At 40.6% G+C, this 17870-nt stretch carries 20 protein-coding genes, 1 tRNA gene and 1 riboswitch; of the genes, 9 read left to right on the forward strand and 12 right to left on the reverse strand.

Features of this window, described 5'->3' with window-relative positions; all coding sequences use genetic code 11:
* Nucleotides 1–7: 7 nt before the first annotated feature.
* Both AM592_RS12940 and AM592_RS12945 read right to left on the reverse strand, forming a co-directional pair.
* The gene (locus AM592_RS12940) at nt 8–256 is read right to left on the reverse strand and encodes a sigma-G-dependent sporulation-specific acid-soluble spore protein CsgA (protein ID WP_053604168.1); all 249 of its coding nucleotides are present in this window, start codon (nt 254–256) and stop codon (nt 8–10) included.
* Between the two features lie 388 nt (nt 257–644).
* Nucleotides 645–1763: an MFS transporter gene (locus AM592_RS12945; protein WP_192841152.1), complete on the reverse strand. Its 1119-nt coding sequence runs from the start codon at nt 1761–1763 to the stop codon at nt 645–647.
* Nucleotides 1764–1972: 209 nt separating this feature from the next.
* Between AM592_RS12945 and AM592_RS12950 the strand changes: the two genes are divergently transcribed.
* Together AM592_RS12950 and AM592_RS12955 are read left to right on the forward strand one after the other, a co-directional pair.
* On the forward strand, nt 1973–2575 hold the full coding sequence (locus AM592_RS12950; RefSeq protein WP_053604170.1) for a TetR/AcrR family transcriptional regulator: 603 nt from the start codon (nt 1973–1975) through the stop codon (nt 2573–2575).
* Between the two features lie 466 nt (nt 2576–3041).
* Nucleotides 3042–3569 carry a GNAT family N-acetyltransferase gene (locus tag AM592_RS12955; protein WP_053604171.1) on the forward strand — a complete coding sequence of 176 codons (528 nt, stop codon included), beginning with the start codon at nt 3042–3044 and terminating at the stop codon, nt 3567–3569.
* Nucleotides 3570–3640: 71 nt separating this feature from the next.
* Here AM592_RS12955 and AM592_RS12960 read toward each other — a convergent pair.
* Nucleotides 3641–3716: transfer RNA gene (locus AM592_RS12960), tRNA-Arg, on the reverse strand.
* A 372-nt stretch (nt 3717–4088) separates the two neighbouring features.
* Here AM592_RS12960 and clpP point away from each other — a divergent pair.
* Nucleotides 4089–4691 carry an ATP-dependent Clp endopeptidase proteolytic subunit ClpP gene (clpP, locus tag AM592_RS12965; RefSeq protein ID WP_053604172.1) on the forward strand — a complete coding sequence of 201 codons (603 nt, stop codon included), beginning with the start codon at nt 4089–4091 and terminating at the stop codon, nt 4689–4691.
* Nucleotides 4692–4723: 32 nt separating this feature from the next.
* On the opposite strand, the gene AM592_RS12970 is transcribed toward clpP, so the two are convergent.
* The 5 genes from AM592_RS12970 to glvA form a co-directional block, all read right to left on the reverse strand.
* The gene (locus tag AM592_RS12970) at nt 4724–5656 is read right to left on the reverse strand and encodes a dipeptidase (protein ID WP_053606110.1); all 933 of its coding nucleotides are present in this window, start codon (nt 5654–5656) and stop codon (nt 4724–4726) included.
* Nucleotides 5657–5854: 198 nt separating this feature from the next.
* Nucleotides 5855–6433 carry an LOG family protein gene (locus tag AM592_RS12975; RefSeq protein WP_053604173.1) on the reverse strand — a complete coding sequence of 193 codons (579 nt, stop codon included), beginning with the start codon at nt 6431–6433 and terminating at the stop codon, nt 5855–5857.
* Between the two features lie 104 nt (nt 6434–6537).
* Nucleotides 6538–8127, reverse strand: a complete 1590-nt coding sequence (locus AM592_RS12980) for an alpha-glucoside-specific PTS transporter subunit IIBC (RefSeq protein ID WP_053604174.1) — start codon at nt 8125–8127, stop codon at nt 6538–6540.
* A 24-nt stretch (nt 8128–8151) separates the two neighbouring features.
* Nucleotides 8152–8904, reverse strand: a complete 753-nt coding sequence (locus AM592_RS12985; protein WP_053604175.1) for a MurR/RpiR family transcriptional regulator — start codon at nt 8902–8904, stop codon at nt 8152–8154.
* 59 nt (nt 8905–8963) lie between these two features.
* Nucleotides 8964–10316, reverse strand: coding sequence for a maltose-6'-phosphate glucosidase (gene glvA, locus AM592_RS12990; protein WP_053604176.1), 1353 nt, complete (start codon nt 10314–10316; stop codon nt 8964–8966).
* Between the two features lie 203 nt (nt 10317–10519).
* On the opposite strand from glvA, the gene AM592_RS12995 reads away from it, so the two are divergent.
* The 6 genes from AM592_RS12995 (at nt 10520) to AM592_RS13015 (ending at nt 14011) form a co-directional block, all read left to right on the forward strand.
* Complete coding sequence (locus AM592_RS12995) at nt 10520–10846, forward strand: MazG nucleotide pyrophosphohydrolase domain-containing protein (RefSeq protein WP_053604177.1); 327 nt, start codon at nt 10520–10522, stop codon at nt 10844–10846.
* Nucleotides 10847–10919: 73 nt separating this feature from the next.
* Entirely contained in the window at nt 10920–11894 is a 975-nt protein-coding gene (locus AM592_RS13000) for a 2-hydroxyacid dehydrogenase (RefSeq protein ID WP_053604178.1), read from the forward strand.
* A gap of 192 nt (nt 11895–12086) precedes the next feature.
* On the forward strand, nt 12087–12917 hold the full coding sequence (locus AM592_RS13005; RefSeq protein WP_053604179.1) for an AraC family ligand binding domain-containing protein: 831 nt from the start codon (nt 12087–12089) through the stop codon (nt 12915–12917).
* Entirely contained in the window at nt 12914–13207 is a 294-nt protein-coding gene (locus AM592_RS13010) for a DUF2000 domain-containing protein (RefSeq protein WP_245212881.1), read from the forward strand. The genes AM592_RS13005 and AM592_RS13010 overlap by 4 nt, the downstream gene beginning before the upstream one ends.
* Nucleotides 13188–13337, forward strand: coding sequence for a DUF2000 family protein (locus AM592_RS25000; RefSeq protein WP_264080128.1), 150 nt, complete (start codon nt 13188–13190; stop codon nt 13335–13337). The genes AM592_RS13010 and AM592_RS25000 overlap by 20 nt, the downstream gene beginning before the upstream one ends.
* A gap of 41 nt (nt 13338–13378) precedes the next feature.
* Nucleotides 13379–14011 (forward strand): LysE family transporter, encoded by a 633-nt coding sequence (locus AM592_RS13015; RefSeq protein ID WP_053604180.1) that lies wholly within the window; start codon nt 13379–13381, stop codon nt 14009–14011.
* A gap of 21 nt (nt 14012–14032) precedes the next feature.
* Here AM592_RS13015 and AM592_RS13020 read toward each other — a convergent pair whose 3' ends face one another.
* The 4 genes from AM592_RS13020 to AM592_RS13035 form a co-directional block, all read right to left on the reverse strand.
* Nucleotides 14033–15352: a TrkH family potassium uptake protein gene (locus tag AM592_RS13020; RefSeq protein WP_053604181.1), complete on the reverse strand. Its 1320-nt coding sequence runs from the start codon at nt 15350–15352 to the stop codon at nt 14033–14035.
* Entirely contained in the window at nt 15353–16009 is a 657-nt protein-coding gene (locus tag AM592_RS13025) for a potassium channel family protein (RefSeq protein WP_053604182.1), read from the reverse strand.
* A gap of 123 nt (nt 16010–16132) precedes the next feature.
* A riboswitch (cyclic di-AMP (ydaO/yuaA leader) is annotated at nt 16133–16281 on the reverse strand.
* A 58-nt stretch (nt 16282–16339) separates the two neighbouring features.
* Entirely contained in the window at nt 16340–17353 is a 1014-nt protein-coding gene (locus tag AM592_RS13030) for a glycosyltransferase family 2 protein (protein WP_053604183.1), read from the reverse strand.
* Between the two features lie 179 nt (nt 17354–17532).
* Nucleotides 17533–17796 (reverse strand): hypothetical protein, encoded by a 264-nt coding sequence (locus tag AM592_RS13035; RefSeq protein WP_053604184.1) that lies wholly within the window; start codon nt 17794–17796, stop codon nt 17533–17535.
* Nucleotides 17797–17870: the final 74 nt, after the last annotated feature.

Consider the following 17870-nt stretch of genomic DNA (forward strand, 5'->3'; position numbering starts at 1 on the left):
GCCTTTCTTAAAACAACAATTCATAAACCTCATTCAATTCCCGGCTTCGTTGATGGTCCTGTTCGTCTTGAGCGTATTTGATTTCTTTTCCCAGCACATGATCCAAAAAGTCCATCTCTTCATCGTTTAAATCCTTAACGAACTCCTCCTCATTCGAATAATGCTTCGCGAGCATCTTCTTATATATTTTCTGACAGACATCGCTATCCAAATAATTCGACATTGACTCCCTTAAATATCCTAAGGTCTTATCCATATCTCAATCTCCTTTCTTCCATCTTTAGCTTGCAGAAAGAAAAGCATTCTATACACAAAATTTTTATACACCCCTCCATCAGTTTATATATAAAAACTAGAAAAATTCTCTTATTAAGTGGAATTTTGATACTGGATCTATGTTAGAGTATTTTGTAAAAAAGTTTGATCATTTTCTTCTATTATTCAATTAATTACGGAACGATCATTCCTCTTCTTATTTTCCCCAATTTATAGTTTCTAATGTCCAATTATTGTTTTGAAATTCCTATATATATCTATTAAACTTCTTTTATCCTCTTTTCCATTAACTCTTTAAATTCTCCATAATAAAAAAAGCCCCTTAAGACAGGTCGTCTTAAAGGACTATTCGGAAATAAATCAGCACATCATTGTTTTCTGGGAAAGCCATAGCTCTTCGCACTCCACGCTATAATCAACGCAAGAAGCAACAGAATCACCAGCACTCCTGGAAAAGCCTGTACTCCAACAAGTTCTAACAAGATACCACCCGCAATGCCTCCACCAGCGATTGCTAGATTCCATACTGTGGTATTAATAGGCATTACGATATCAACACCTTCTTCACCGCTTGCATCGGCAAGCGCCGTTTGCAACAGCGTAGCGGCACCGCCGAAGGTAAGTCCCCATAAAGCCACAGACGCATAAACGACTGATGCCGTCGTGGCGCCCGCCCATAGTGCTACGGAAACCAGCGCAAAGCCGAGCAGACTGAGCAATACAAGTATGCGTAGCTTACGGTCTATTAACAGGCCAACAATCCAGATGGAGACAAGTGCGGCTAAACCAAAGACCAGCAAGACAAGATCGACACGTTCTCCGAGTCCGGAAGGCTCGAGAAACGGCGCAATATACGTATATAAAATATTGTGTGCCAACATCCAGAATAGCACCACCATGAGAATCGGACGTATGCCGGGCAAAACAAACACCTGACCGACGGTCATTCTTTGACCTGCAGGCTGCCCAGGATAATCCGGCACCTTCCACAGCACCCATACAATTAAAACAAGAGTCAGAAGAGACATGAGTCCGAATACTCCGCGCCATCCGATCAGGTCACCGAGCAAGGTGCCGATCGGCACTCCGAATGTGAGAGCAATCGGCGTTCCTACCATTGCGACAGCCAAGGCACGCCCTCTTAATGCATCCGGTACCATACGCCGTGCATAACCGGCAATCATCCCCCAAGCAGCACCGGCAGCTACACCGGCGAAAAATCGAGCGATTAGCGTCAAAGCATAGCTGCTTGACAGGGCGGTAATCGTGTTAAATATGAAAAATCCCGTAATGATGACAAGCAGAAGCGGACGTCGTCGCACCCCTCCGGTAAACATGGCGAATGGAATTGCCGCTACAATTGAACCAATAGCATAAGAAGTTACGAGCTGACCAGCCATTCCATTTGTAATATTCAGTCCTTGCGAGATATACGGTAGTAAACCGGCTGGAATGGTTTCTGTACAAATACAAATAAAACCTGTCATTGCAAGAGCCAGCAGTGCTAGCCAAGGAAGGCGTGCAGGGATGCTGGTTGATTTAACAGCACTGGTAGTTGAAAGTTGAGACAAAATATTTCCCCCTTAACGTATTAATCAATTATGGAACGATTAATCCACATATTAAATCTAAACGTATTCACTTGTCAAGAACTTTTGGATCGATTAGTATAAAATTAATAAAGGAGGTTATTCTTATGCCACGAACGGGTCGCCCCCGCACATTTAATCGTGACGAGGCTGTTGTTGCCGCGATGCTTCTGTTCTGGGAACATGGCTTTGAATCCACTTCACTTGCTCAGTTGCGCGATGCGATGGGAGGTATATCAGCCGCGAGTTTTTACGCGGCATTCGAATCCAAGGAAGCACTGTTCTGCGAAGCGATGGATAAATATATCTCAACTTATGGACAGGTTTCAGAAAGTTTCAGGGATAAAAGCATATCACCAAAAGTGGCAATTGAACGGGGATTACGGAAATCGGCACGGATGCAGACAGAGAAATCCCATCCTCTAGGTTGTCTGTTGGTTTTGTCCGCTATAACTTGTTCTCCTGAGCAAAAACACATGCAAGATATGCTCTCTGAGGAACGAAAAAGGGTCCGCGGTTGGATAAAAGATTGTATAGAACGGGCCGTAGCAAATGGTGAGTTGCGCGATTCTACGGATATCCCCATGCTGGTTACCTTGTTTGAAACATTTCTTCGGGGTATTTCTACACAAGCCCGGGACGATGTTCCATATGAGGCAATTGACGCAGCCATAACTCAACTGATGAGCGTATGGGATGCATTATCTTAGTGATGCGGCACCCGGCTCCGAGATTAACGTCGTTAGGATTTCTAATCATCGTTGTTAAAAAAGGTTCATGGCGAGTGAAGGGAACGTCATGAACCTTTTAATCATTGAAGAACAGGGAATACATAGGAAGGGAATCAGTACATTCACTTGTCATTTTGTCATTAATTGGTGTACACTCTTGTTATCTAACAACAAAGTGAATAGTTAATGCCAGGTCATTTACTTCTTTGTTCTGTACCTATTAAAGATTTTCATAATACTAGACCAATCTATCTTGTCTCTCGTACGGAAAAGATAGGGAGAGCTCTTTTTAAAACACTTATGACCTAAAACACACCTTTAGACAATATCTCTAAAAGGGTAAAATAGTGCAACTTTATTTCAAATCCACAATCTAACTCGTGTCCATACATCTATACTAACTCCATACAATCAATACAATTTCATAAAGATAAGGAGATTTTATATGGTTGAAAAACAAATAAATCTGCGGTCTTTTGAAACGGAAGATATTAAGGAGCTCCATCGGTGGTCAAATGATCCAGCTTCAATCTTAATGGTCGGTCGAACTCCGCAAACTTTTGAGCAAGTTGAAAAGCATGTAGAGAAAAAAAGACAAAACGGAGATGTTTTGTTTGCTGTTGAAAATGAAGAAAATAAACTAATAGGATGGGTCTTTCTTCAAAATATTGAGCATGAGCATGGAAGAGCCGGCATTGGTATTCTTCTTGCCCCTGAAGCTCGAGGTCAAGGCTATGGTAAATATGTGATGGAGAAAGCGATTGATATTGGATTTAATCAATTTCGATTAAATAAAATCTATTTAACTACAAGAGGCATTAACAAACAGGCTATTTCACTTTACGAAAAGATCGGATTTGTTGTAGAGGGAAAGTTAAGAAAACATGCTTATGTAGATGGAAGTTACTATGATACATACTTTATGGGGATTTTACGATCTGAATGGGAACAAAGAAATAATGAAATTGATTAAACACGAAAAAATCCATAAAAATAGCAAGGGGTGCATATCGCTTAACCCCTTGCTATCATTGACTTTTAAGACGCGCTCGGAGGGATTCGAACCCCCGGCAGACGTGGTACCGGAAACCACCGCTCTATCCAACTGAGCTACGAGCGCATGAATAAAATGAAGCCTGCTTAATATACGAATTAAACCGTCAGCACATACGATTATACTTTATTATTTAGAGGATATCAACCATTACTTTTAGTTGTTCTTTTTAAAAAACTTTTATCACAATTTCCCGATAAGTAGTGAGTTTTGAAATACAAAAACATTTTCAGTGTTGAGCAAGCAATGTTACGATAAAGAGGAGATTGCTTCAGGTGGTTTGAAGCTTTTCAATATTGGGGAAAATGATACAGTAGTTTGGCATATTTCTAATTGGACAGAGCGTCAAAATAAAGGACAGCATATTGTTTGACCTTTATTGACCAAAAATGTATGATTGAAATACATACTTACCCTATAAGGTGAAGGAGGAGCATTATGAATTTAATACCTACAGTTATTGAACAAACAAATCGTGGGGAAAGAGCCTACGATATTTACTCAAGATTGTTGAAAGACCGTATCATTATGCTTGGATCAGGAATTGATGATAACGTGGCTAACTCCATTGTTTCTCAATTGTTGTTCTTAGAAGCAGAGGATCCGGACAAAGATATTTCCATTTACATTAACAGCCCTGGCGGTTCCATTACTTCCGGTATGGCAATCTATGATACAATGCAGCTTATCAAGCCGCAGGTTTCCACCATTTGTACCGGTATGGCTGCATCAATGGGTGCATTTTTGCTGGCAGCAGGTGAAAAAGGAAAACGCTTTGCCTTGCCAAACAGTGAAGTGATGATTCACCAGCCGCTAGGAGGCGCACAAGGTCAAGCCACTGATATCGATATTGCAGCAAAACGAATCTTGCTCCTTCGTGATAAATTAAACAAAATCTTAGCTGAACGGACTGGCCAGCCACTTGAAGTGATCGAGCGCGATACGGATCGTGACAACTTCAAATCTGCTGAGCAAGCGAAGGAATACGGTTTGATCGATCACGTTTTGACAAAAAGGGAATCTAACGACAATAACAAGTAAACTTTTCCGCCGGGTGAATCCGGCGGTTTTTTTTATTTTCTGTACCCCGGCCGGTGATTTAAAAGATTTTGGTAAGCAAAACCCTTCACTTCATCTTCTTTATAATGTTTGAGAAGTTCATTAATTAAATGTTGATAGCAAGAAGCGTCCTCTAAGCCTTCGACAAATGCTGAGATCCCATCGAAGTCCGAGCCAAAGCAAATTTGATCGACTCCGCCGAGACTGCAAAAATGGTCAATGTGTTTCATTACATCAGATATGTCTGCCTTTTCGTCTTCTTTAACGAAAGGCGGGTAATAAACGACACTAATGAAGCCATTCTTTTCAAAAATGCTCTGTGCCTGTTGATCAGTAAGGTTTCTTTGGTGGTTACAAATTGTCTTTGAATTTGAATGGCTTGCAATTGGAAAGTCGGCAATTTCCATCACATCCCAAAATGCTTTCTCGCATAGATGCGAAACATCAGTCAATACACTGTATTCATTATTTAATCGGACGACTTCCTTCCCAAGCTCAGTTAGTCCTGCTCCTCTCGGCTCATCAGCTCCATCTGCGCACAGATTGGCATGATTCCATGTTAATCCGACAGACCTTACCCCTAATTGGTAAAGGGTTCTTAATTTGGTAAGATCGTTGCCAAAAGCATCAGCTCCCTCTAAAGTGAGAACGGCTCCTATTTGATTGTCTTGCAGCCGGTCAATATCTGCCCAGCAATCGATTTTTTTCATTGTCGGATTGTTCGCTAAAACCTCTGTATGAAAAAGATTGATCTGATCTAAAGCAACTTGGAATTTTTCATCCGATTTCACTTCAGGCTCCACGAAGACAGCAAAAAACTGTAACCAGACATTTCCTTCCTTTAACCTGCTGATATTTGTTTGAAGTTCCGGAGAATCAGAAAATCTTAGTGACCTATTTTGATATAATCGATATAAAACATCACAATGTGTGTCTGCTACTTTCAACAATTACCAGCTCCTTTATTACCGTCTTGGCGGGAATCAGAGTATGACAAAAAATAGTGAAAAAGGGCGCTGTTATCATTTTATCCGACCATTTTTAAAATTTATCCGACCTTCATTAAAATATATCCACCCATCATCAAGAAATATGCTCCCAGCCCTCTTTCCCAAACAAAAAAAGGGCCCCTTTGGCCCCGCTGCTTAACCGATTTCCGTCCACTTCTTTTTCAAGTCCGGAAATGTGAAACTTTTCATTAATTGGACAAGCTCTTCTGGATAGGATGAAGAATGTATCAGCTTCAGATGAGATTCATTGGAAAATCCTTCTTGAATGCTGTATTTAACCATTTGCATCATTGGCTCGAAGTATCCGTTAATATTGTAAAGCCCGATTGGTTTTTTATGTATGCCGATTTGCGCCCAGCATAACACCTCGAACAATTCCTCATAGGTTCCAAAGCCACCCGGCATCGCGATATAGCCGTCAGATAGCTCACTCATTTTTGCTTTGCGTTCATGCATGCCGTTTACCTCGATCAGCTCTGTCAGCTCGCGGTGGACCACTTCACCTGAGAACAGCCCTTTAGGCATAACCCCGATGACCTCTCCGCCATTTTCTAAGATGGTGTTCGCAATTTCACCCATCAAGCCGATTTTGGACCCTCCGTATACAAGTCTGTACCCATTCTCAGCCATGTATTTTCCGAGGTCTTTTGCCTTCGTACGATATTCTTCATTTACACCCGGGTTCGACCCTGCAAACACACATATTGTCTTCATTTTTGTCATCTCCGCTTATGTATATTGTCTTCAATAAAATACATTTTACTATATCTGAATGACAAAATGAAAGACCGTCCGGCTTTACCCGAGTGTATATTTTCCTATTTATAATCTAATTGTTGTTCGATTCGTTCTCTAACCTGCGGAACAGATAAGCCGATTATAATTTGCAGGGCGTTCCCGTTCCTGACGACTCCATGAGCGCCCAGGCTTCTGAATTCACTATCAGATTTTACTTTTGAATGATCGTTTACACTCACTCTGAGCCTTGTCGCACAGTTTGTGATCTCACTAATATTTTCCTTTCCGCCCAATGCTTCTATGCACAAAGCGGCTTGATCAGGAGCTTCCGCGCTTGCAGCGACTTCATTTTGTTTGCCGTTCTTTCTTTCTCGGTATTCCTGTTTGCTGTACATTTTCGTTTCTGCCTGATTGTCTGTTTCCCGTCCCGGAGTTGCCACATTCAGCTTTACGATTAAGAAGCGGAAGATGAAGAAATAAATGGCTGTAAAGGATAATCCGATTGCAAACTGGTAAATGTATGTCAGCCCATGGCTGCCAAATAGCGGAATCCAATTCAGCGTCATAACTTCAATGAGTCCGCCACCCATATTTCCGACAACTCCTGCCATGTACATTAATGTCGACATGGATGCCGCCAGAAGTGCATGAATGAGGAACAATAGCGGCGAAATAAAGAGAAATGTAAACTCAATCGGCTCCGTAATCCCAGCAATAACGGAAGTTAAAGTAATCGGAATCAAAAGACCGGCAACAATTTTTTTCTTTTCTTTTTTGGCCGTCACATAAATGGCTAAAGCAATTCCTGGAATCGCGAAGATCTTTGAATTTCCATGTAGAGCGAAGCCTCCTTCAGGAAAAAGCTCCTTCAGCGGCTGATTCGATGCAGAAAAATCGCCAAGGTGCTGCGCCCAATAAGTGACGATTCCACCTTCCACGACAGCCGGACCAAATACAAAAGGCGTGTAAATAAAATGATGCAGACCAGTCGGAAGAAGAATCCGTTCCAAAAACGTATAGATCCAAACTCCCAAGGCTCCTGATCCCTTTAAGAACACCTGCATGGATGCAATGCCGTCCTGAACAATCGGCCAAACATAAGACATTACAATGGCTAAAGGAATCATGACAAAAAACGAAAGAATGACAACATAAGAAGATCCTTGAAAAATACCGAGAAAATCCGGAAGCTTTTTATCAAAGTACCGGTTATGCAAATACACGACGATTGAAGAGATTAAGATCGCGCCAAATATATTTGTATCAAGGGTTTTGATCCCGGCGATCTCAGCAAGACCGCTCGTTCCTCCAACTTCCTGGCTCATATCGACACCGAAAGAATCTCCCCAAACCGTTAATATCGCACCGACAAAGTAGTTAAACGTCAAATAAGTGGTAAGCGCTTCCAAACAAGCTCTGGCTTGTGCCTTTTTCGCAAGCGCAATCGGGATCCCGATGGCAAACAGAAGTGGCATCTGCCTGAATATCGTCCAGCCCCCTTCTTCAATAACAAACCATGATTTCGACCAAAACGTGTCGGGGCTTGCTAACGTTCCCATGATTTGCTGATTTTTAAAAAGAGCGCATAATCCAACGACAATTCCTGCAAAAGCGAACAATAGGACAGGGACAAACATCGCGCTTCCAAATCGCTGAACTTTCTGCATCATCGTAATAACCCCATTTCTGATTAATTATTTTTTCCCATGAACATAATCGACATAGTTTCTGAACAAAGCCTCTCCAACTAAAAAAAACGGAACAAAAGCAGTAAGCTCTCTATCATTCTCAACTTTAACGGTTTTACTCGTTGCATATAAATTGTACGGAGTTAATTGAGCAAGCAAATTATTTTTTAAATTTGTAATCGATACAAACGGGATCCCTCTAATCGAAAGAAGTTTTGCTTGAGGGATTAGCTCCGGCGTTTCTCCAGATAGAGAAATAATAATAAGTAAGTCTTCCGGCTTGAAATCAGGAAACATCGTATCAAATTCAATTTTATCTTGAATAATTGATAAGTATTTCCGCTCTGAAACAAAGGATCGTTGAAGCTCTTTCGCGCAATTCGTTTGAGCAGTTCCTGATCCGTAGACAAAAATTCGATCCGCATCTTTAATTAGACGGCAAATTCCTTCCATATCTGTATTTCGTAAAGCTTTGATATTGGATTCAATATCACTCATTAAACTTTCAAAATAGTGATTATGAACTTCGACAGGCTTGTCCTCCCATTTTAAAAAAATACGAAATTCACTGTATCCGCTAAAATCCAGCTTCTGAGCCAAACGAAGAATCGATGACCTTGAAACATTGCACTTTTTTGCAAGTTCCGTAATGCTGTCTTGATAGCATTCCTTTTTATGGTTCAAAATGTATTTTAAAACATAGAAATCGTTTTCATTTAACTTGTTGTAGTGCTTATTAATAAGCTGTTCTAATTGCACTGCCTATTCCCTCCCCTATAATTCTATTATACATAAGGGAGGGAATAAAACAGAAGTAGTTAGATGATTGGCTGCAAAGGTTTCTCTTCCAGCTGCGGCCAATACTCTCTATTGGCTTCTATTAGATCTTCTAAAATCGCTTTTGCCACATCAGCTCCAGGCACCGTTTTCGACAGAATGATCGCCTGCCAGAGCTTTTGGGAAGATTTTTCTACCCAAGCTTCAACGACCAGCTTTTCAACTGAAACCTGCTGTTCCATTAATCCTTTCTGGAACTGAGGGATTTTTCCGACCGCCAAAGGCTCAGGTCCGTTACTGCCGACGATGCATGGAATTTCAACCATTGCCGTCGAATCAAAGTTTTCGATCGCACCGTTATTTTCAACAATCAGCAGCATTCTTTCGCCGGTATTATAAGCAATCGCTCTTGCAAGATCGACGATGTAGGAAGCGTGGTCATCAATTTCAATCTCACTGTTTTTGCTGCTGCCTTCTTCAACAATTTTCTGGCATTGCGAGAAAATAAACGCTTCCCGCCCGGCCATCACTTCATTCGCTCTTGTAAAATCCGGGTTGGACTTCTTCGCCATTTGCTGCGGGAAGAAATAGTATTGCAAATATGTGTTTGGAAGAACGTCAGGATCTGTCGCATACACATCACGTGCCTTCGTAAATGTATCATTCCAGCTTTTTTCCGTTGGATGATGATTTGCATTAGGTGTATAACCAAATTCTTTAATATGTTTTTTTAACACAGGCATTAAGTCATTTCCTTCACTGTCTTGAATTTCCGTCCACCAGCCAAAATGGTTCAAGCCGTAATACCGGACCTTCATTTCTTTTCTGGAGGAAAGGCCAGCGATTTCAGCCATACGATCCTCTATACCGACAGGCATGTCACATATGTTCAGAACCTTTGAATCAGGACGTAAGCGGCGGGTTGCTTCTGCAACAATGGCCGCTGGATTTGAGTAATTTAACATCCATGCATCTGGTGAATATTTTTCCATATAGTCGATGATCTCTAGAACTCCGCCAATGGACCGCATTCCATAAGCGATTCCGCCCGGTCCGCACGTTTCCTGGCCGACAACACCATATTTCAACGGGATTTTTTCATCCAATTCCCTCATTGCGTATTTTCCAACACGGATATGCGCCATGACAAAGTCAACGTCTGTGAAAGCCTGCTCTGGATCGTCAGTTGCTAAAAACTCGATTTCCGGCGCCTTTTCGTGGATAAAAATCTCACATGCTCCTGCGATTTTGTCCTGCCTTTCTTTATCATTATCATATAATTTCAGTTTGCGAATCGGAAACTGGTCAAGATTGTCCAAAAGCATAAGAACGATACCAGGAGTAAACGTGCTGCCACCGCCTGCAATTACTACTGAAAAAGATTTTGTCATCATTTATTCCTCCTATTCCTGTTTTCAATTCTATTTATATCACCACATGAAATCGGTTACAACAATTCTACGGTGAGTAGGGAGTTTACTCATTGTCTGTTTTTTTTCCCACTGGACGGGAAATTTCCCAGCTCATCCTGGTCGTTGAAAAAATCGTTTATTGATGTATGATGGATAGTAAAACATAGCAAAAGGGTGTTGCAATCTTGCAAATAACAGACGCAGAAAAATGGATTCTCTCATTCTATAAACAGAGAGGCTGGACGAAGTACGGTCCTTTTATTCGGACTGGTTTTTTGATGGAAGAGGTTGGAGAAGTAGCAAGAGCCGTAAGAGCTTATGAGATTGGAAGAGACAGACCCGACGAAGTTGAACAGCCGAAGGAGAAATTAAAGCAGGAGCTGATTGAAGAAATGGGTGACGTGATCGGCAATATCACCCTTCTCGCAGATATCTATGGCGTTTCTCTGGAGGAAGTCATTGCGAGTCATAAGGAAAAGCTGACGAAACGATTTGCAGAGGATCTTGGGTAGAGTTTAATGTAACGCATCCCGCTTTTTTTCAAATCCTTTCTTTTTTATAATAAAAGCAAAAAGGAGATTCTCTATGAAACCATATGTTTACCTTACAAAAACTGTGCCAAAAGAGGTTCAAGAGCTGATTGAAGAAAGCTGCACATTGGGAATGTGGGAAGGAAAAGAACCGATCTCTAAAGAGGCTCTTTACGAAAATGTGAAAGAGGCTGAAGGCTTAATCACTTCAGGAATATCGATTAACAAAGAGCTTTTAGAGCATGCTCCCCGCCTGAAGGTCGTCAGCAATTACTCCGTCGGCTACGATAACTTCGATATTGATGAGATGGCAAAACGAAATATTATCGGCACTCATACTCCTTTTACACTTGACGATACAGTCGCTGATCTTGCTTTTGCGTTGATCCTTTCTTCAGCACGCCGCATCAGCGAGCTCGATCGATACATACGAAAAGGGAAGTGGCATGAAAAAGATGCAAAGGAAATCTTCGGATCGGATGTACATCATCAAACGCTGGGAATCATCGGTATGGGACGGATCGGCGAAGCGGTTGCCAAGCGTGCAAAGTTCGGGTTTGACATGGAGGTGATCTACCATAATCGAAATCGGAAGCCTGAAGCAGAAAAAACTTACGGGGTCTCTTATCAATCCCTCGATGACCTGCTCGCAAGCTCGGATTTTGTATTGATGATCACGCCGCTAACCGACGAAACCTATCATATGATCGGTAAAGAAGAATTTAAGAAAATGAAATCCACCGCACATTTTATCAACGTTTCAAGAGGAAATACCGTAGATGAAGATGCCCTTATAGAAGCCCTGACAAACGGTACGATTGCTGGAGCCGGACTTGACGTCTTTCAAAAAGAGCCGATTAACGAGGATAATCCGCTCTTACAATTGGAAAACGTTACACTCGCCCCCCACATCGGATCTGCAACAGAAATCGTCAGGCTCAATATGTTTAAGCAAGCCGCTAAAAATACGATTGAAGTCGTGCACGGAAGAAAAGCGCCAAATCCGGTGAAGGAATTGAAGGATATTTAACTGTATCGGTGAAATGCCATTTTGTTGTTAACTGCACATAAAACAGCTTATGCTTGTCATGACCACAGCATCCGAATGGGTGCTGTTTTTTCTTAGTTAAGATTTTTATCTAAAAGCGCAATATCATACAAGAATAGGTTTTGATATTATGATATTTTTAAAATTGCCATTGACGATTAGGAGGATAGCTGGATGTTAAATGAAGTTCGTACCATTTATCTAGATTCTGATTTAGACATCGAGGCTTATCGATTTAAAGGAATCATGCAGAAGTTCCCTGCTCACTTTCATGAATATTATGTGATCGGTTTTATTGAAGAAGGGCAGCGCTTTTTAGCTTGCAAAGGCGAGGAATACATTATTAATCCGGGTGATTTATTATTGTTCAATCCGTATGATACTCACAGCTGTGCACGAATAGACGGCAAAACGTTGGATTATCGCTGCATCAATGTTACGCCGGAGGTTATGAAAAAGGTGATGCTACAAATTAATGGTGAAGATAACCTTCCCAGCTTCAAACAAAACGTATTGTACCGCAGCGAACTTGTATCCAATTTGCGAGAGCTGCATGTAAAAATAACACAGGAAGATCACGAATTTAAGAAAGAAGAATTGTTTTACCACTTATTGGAAGATCTTATTCAAACGTACTCTGACCTAGCAATTGTTCCGCAAGCTTCTGAAACCTCTCATGAGATAAAAACAGTGTGCGCCTATTTGGAGGAAAACTATACAAAAACGATTAAGTTGAATGATTTAAGTGCCCTAACTGGATGGAGCAAATATCATTTATTAAGATCGTTCACAAAACAAATGGGAATCTCTCCTTACAGCTATTTGGAAACAATTCGGGTCAATCATGCAAAAAAGATGTTGGAGCAAGGAAATAAGCCGATTGAAGTGGCGTTTTTAACAGGATTTAGCGATCAAAGCCATTTGACAAAAAACTTTAAGAGCCTTGTTGGGTTAACACCAAAACAATATATGAGAATTTTCGAAAGTGAAGGAGGAACCTCATGAGTCCGCTTGAAACCAAATGCGTCATTGTGATTGATGAAATGTTGCCTTTAGGATTGAACGCCAACACAGCAGCCATCTTAGGTATATTACTTGAGAAATTAGCGCCCGAGTTGGTGGGCAGCAGCGTAGAAGACCTCTCGGGAATAAATCATTTGAGAATTGTAAAAACACCGGTTCCAATTTTAAAAGCCACAAGCAGCCTTCTTCGCGAACTAAGGGATCAGACAATGTCAGAACCGTTCGCCGATCTGCTCGTCACTGATTTTTCAGATGCGGCGCAGGAGCTGTAAAACGTATGAGGAGTATACAGCAAAACTACAGAATCAAGCAAAAACAGACTATCAACACTTCGGACTTGACATCTATGGAGAAAAGAAAAAAGTTAATCGTTTAACCGGAAGCTTTTCTCTGCTGAGGTAGTGAAAGTTTTTATAGCAAGGTTAAAAAAGAGGAGGAGAAAGATGGATAACTTACTTGCCTATATGCTAATTGCCCTTATGATGTCAATGCTGCCCGGCACAGATACGGTGATTATTTTAAAAAATACCCTTACCCACGGAGCTAAGGCCGGGCGTTATACAATACTAGGAATGGTGACTGGTCTTACATTTTGGACGGTTATTGCCATTCTCGGTTTGTCCGTTGTCATTGCCCAATCCATATTTCTTTTCAATATAATCAAGTATTTAGGAGCCGCATACTTATTCTATCTCGGTGTTAGAGCATTATTTACGAAACGTACACTTTCACTAGATGCTGTTCATGCGGAAAGTCAGAGTTCGATTGACAAGCCATCGAACGCTCATTACAAAGAATCCTATTTTCAAGGTGTCATCAGTAATATTCTCAACCCTAAAACTGTTCTTGTCTACATCACCTTCATGCCTCAATTCATTGATCTTAATGGCAACACAAACCTGCAACTGATTGGATTAGGATTGATCCTTACTATTATTGCAGCAGGATGGTTTTTTATCTTGGTTTCTCTCTTAGATCATTGGAAAAAGTGGCTGAAAAAGGATTCATTTCAGAACGTCTTTCAAAAATGTACTGGAGCCATATTAATCGGATTTGGTGTAAAAACGGTCATATAAATCAGGGTGAAAAATCCTTTTTCACCCTGTCAAAACATCTTCGCTTGGATAACGGATTTTTTCTTGCTCAGGCTTTGCTAATGAAAAAGCAAAGGTTAGCGGTCCCAGCTTACCTAAGAACATGATGAACACAATGATGATCTTGCCGATATTTGATAGGTCGGCCGTAATCCCCATGGACAACCCTACCGTACCGAATGCTGAAATCACTTCAAATAATAGTTTCAAAAATGGGATTGGCTCGGTAATGTTTAATAGCAATACAGCTAAGAAAATAAATAGAATGCTAATAGCCGAAATCGAAAGCGAACGGAAAATGACCTCATCTTTAATAGATCTTCTGCCGACTGTTATTTGTTTTTTTCCTTGCAAAAAGGTTAATACGGATAAAACAATCACTAAAAATGTAGTAAGTTTAATTCCGCCCCCGGTTGAGGCGCTTCCTGCCCCGACAAACATAAACAGCAGCATCAATGTTATCGTAGCTTCGTGTAAACTGCCAATATCCAAACTGTTAAACCCTGCTGTTCGAGTTGTCACCGCTTGAAAATAGGATCCCCAAAATTTATCGCCTAATGACATAGGGCCAAGCGTGTCAGGGTTATTGTATTCCATTGAGAAAACTATAACAGTGGCTATTACATTAAGCACCAGTGTACCTACAATCATTAGTTTCGAATGCAGACTTAATTTTTTAAAGCTTCGTTTATACCACACATCCACTAAAACAGTAAAGCCTATTCCGCCTAAAATGAACAGAGAAGAAATCACGAGGTTGACTAACGGATCTCCTACATATCCCATTAAGTTGTCTGGCCATAAAGAAAATCCCGCATTGTTAAAAGCAGATATTGAGTGAAAAAAGCTATAATACATCCCTTTTCCCCAGCCATATTCCGGAACCCATCGGATAGCGAGCAGCAGCATGGCTATCAATTCTATAGATAATGAGAAGATAAATAAGTTTTTCACTAATTTAATAATCCCGCCGAGAGAGGTTTGATTAAGAGCCTGCTGGATAAGCAGCCGTTCTTTAAAACCAATTTTCTTTCCCAGCATGATAAAAATGAGAACTGCAAAAGACATGATCCCCAAGCCGCCGACTTGGATAAGCATGACTATAACCAGCTGGCCAAAGAGGGTATAAGCGGTACCTGTATCAACAACCGCGAGACCCGTGACTGTCATAGCTGACGTCGCAGTGAACAATGCATCGGTCCAGCTGACAGATTCGGTTGTTGCAAACGGTAGCTTTAATAAAATTGTACCTAGTATAATAAAAAACAAAAACACTAATAGCAGCAGCTGGGAGGGATTCAATCGAATGTATTTTATATTCATTTAAACTCCTTCTTTTTCAAATCGTTCAATGTCCTTATTGTTTCCTATGACAATTAACACGTCGTCCTTATAAATAGCTTCTTCAGCAGAAGGAGAAACAATAAATTTCCCATCACGTTGAATTCCAACAATATTACATCCGTAATTGGCCCGTATGTTTAGATCTTCCAAGGAACGGTGATCAACCTTTTTTGTTGCTATAATTTCCACGATGCTGAAATCTTTAGATAGCTCAATAAAATCAATCATCTTATCGGTCACAATATGATGGGCTATTCTTTTAGCCACATCACGCTCCGGATGAATAACTCTGTCAACACCAATTTTCTCGAGAACTTTTGAATGGTTTTCATCCTGTGCTTTTGCCCAAACTTTAGTCACACCTATTTCTTTCAAGAGTAATGAAGTCAAGATGCTTGATTGCATATCATCTCCAAAGGAAACGAACGCAAGATCAACATTTCGAACGCCCAGCTTTTGCAAAACCGTTTCATCGATTGCATTTGCACAAACTGCATGTGTGGCAAATTGCATATATTCACTGACTCTTGTCTCATCTTTATCTACAGCTAATACTTCAATACCCATTTCATAAAACTCTTTAACAAGGGTTGATCCAAAGCGTCCTAAACCAAATACGGCGAATAATTTCTTCATCTTAACCCTTCCTTGATTCATTTTCTATAGTTGTTTGTTAACAAACACAGAAGTATTACATTTTACAAAAAAAAGACCACAAAGGATTCCCCAGTGGTCGTTTTATTCTCCGATCACAAGTTCACATCCTCTCCTTAACGCTTACGAGGTTAGCTGTCGGGTTCGGGTACAGAAGTAACCCTGCCTTCATCATGAAGGATTCACCCCTAGTAACAAAATGTTTGTTACAATTCTGGTTCCCCCGTTCCACACGGATTCAGCGATCAAGATGGTTGATTCTGAAAATTATATTACTCCCAAAGTTTCGTATTGTAAAGTTATCCTATAACTTTATGAGCTAAACTTTTTCTCCGGTACTTGCTCATTCTCCTGGCGCTTTAGACGGCCCAATCGCTCGGTTTCTAAATCAATGTCTATCGCATAATGGGGGCGACGTTTCACTTCCGTAAAAATCGTGCCGATATATTCGCCAATAATGCCAATCCCCATTAAATTCAACCCGCCTAAAAACCAAATCGAAATCATTAAAGAGGTCCAGCCGACGTTTGTGTGCCCGAGAAGTTTTTGAATCAAAGCGTATATCCCTGCAGAAACGCTTAAAAAAAACAATAAAATTCCTAGCAATGTGATACTTCTGATCGGTGTCACACTAAATGATGTAATCCCTTTAAAGGCAAAGGACAGCATCTTTTTCAGAGGGTATTTAGTTTCTCCTGCCACACGCTCTTTTCGATCATACAATACCTTTGTCGATCGCAGGCCGATCATAGGGACAATTCCTCTCAAAAACAGATTGGCTTCACGATAGCGACCGAGCTCTTCAAGTGCACGCTTGCTCATTAAACGATAATCGGCATGATTATAAATTAACTGAATCCCAAGCTTATTCATTAGTGAATAATAGCCTAAAGCAGTTGTCCGCTTAAAAAAAGTATCTGTTTGGCGGCTGCGGCGGACGCCGTAGACAATCTCGTACCCTTCTTTATATTTCTCGATAAAATCACGAATAACAGACACGTCATCCTGAAGATCGGCATCTATTGAAATCACACAATCCGAGCTGCCTTTTGCTTTTTCCAGTCCGGCTAAAAGAGCTTTTTGGTGTCCTGCATTTTTCATTAATTTTATGCCGGTTACATAGCTGTTCTTTACACTTTCCATCACAATCAGTGACCACGTACGATCCTGGCTTCCATCATCGACAAACAAAATTTTACTTTCAGCTGAGATGAATTTATCATCCATTAAGCATTTCAATTCAGTACTTAGCTGGCGGCATGTTTGTATTATAGCTTCCTCTTCGTTGTAGCACGGAACTACGATAGTTACTATAGGCTGTTTCATTATGTACCCTCCTCCATTTTCGCTATTTTCGTTAAGAAAGCTTTTAGCAAAAAATGTATCCATATTGCCTCTGAGGTATTATTCCTTTTTTTAGAAAAGACATTCCTGAATTTATTAAAATGGTCCATTAAAAAAGCAGTGCCAGGTTTTCTAGCACTGCAAAAGTAATTACAATTCATTTATTTTTTATTAGGTGTTAATTCGTTTGAAAACTCAGTTTTACTTGCCACAGGAACAGGTTTTCGCATTAAATTTTTATTTTGCATTAGATTCGAAAAGAAATTTTGAACAGGGCTCATCATATTACCCGAACGGCTGCCGCGTAAGCCAAAAAATACGGCACTGACTAATCCTAACACAGACACCCACAGCATCATTCCATTGTTTCTTTTTCTGGAATTTCCTCTATTTAAAAGAGTATTGATCCATTGAAAATTATTCAACTTCAATCACTTCCTTCATGATTTTGCGCTGTCGGTATTAATTTTTACAAAGATCTTCTTGATTATGTTGGTAG

The organism is Bacillus gobiensis, from assembly GCF_001278705.1.
Taxonomy (GTDB): Bacteria; Bacillota; Bacilli; order Bacillales; family Bacillaceae; genus Bacillus; species Bacillus gobiensis.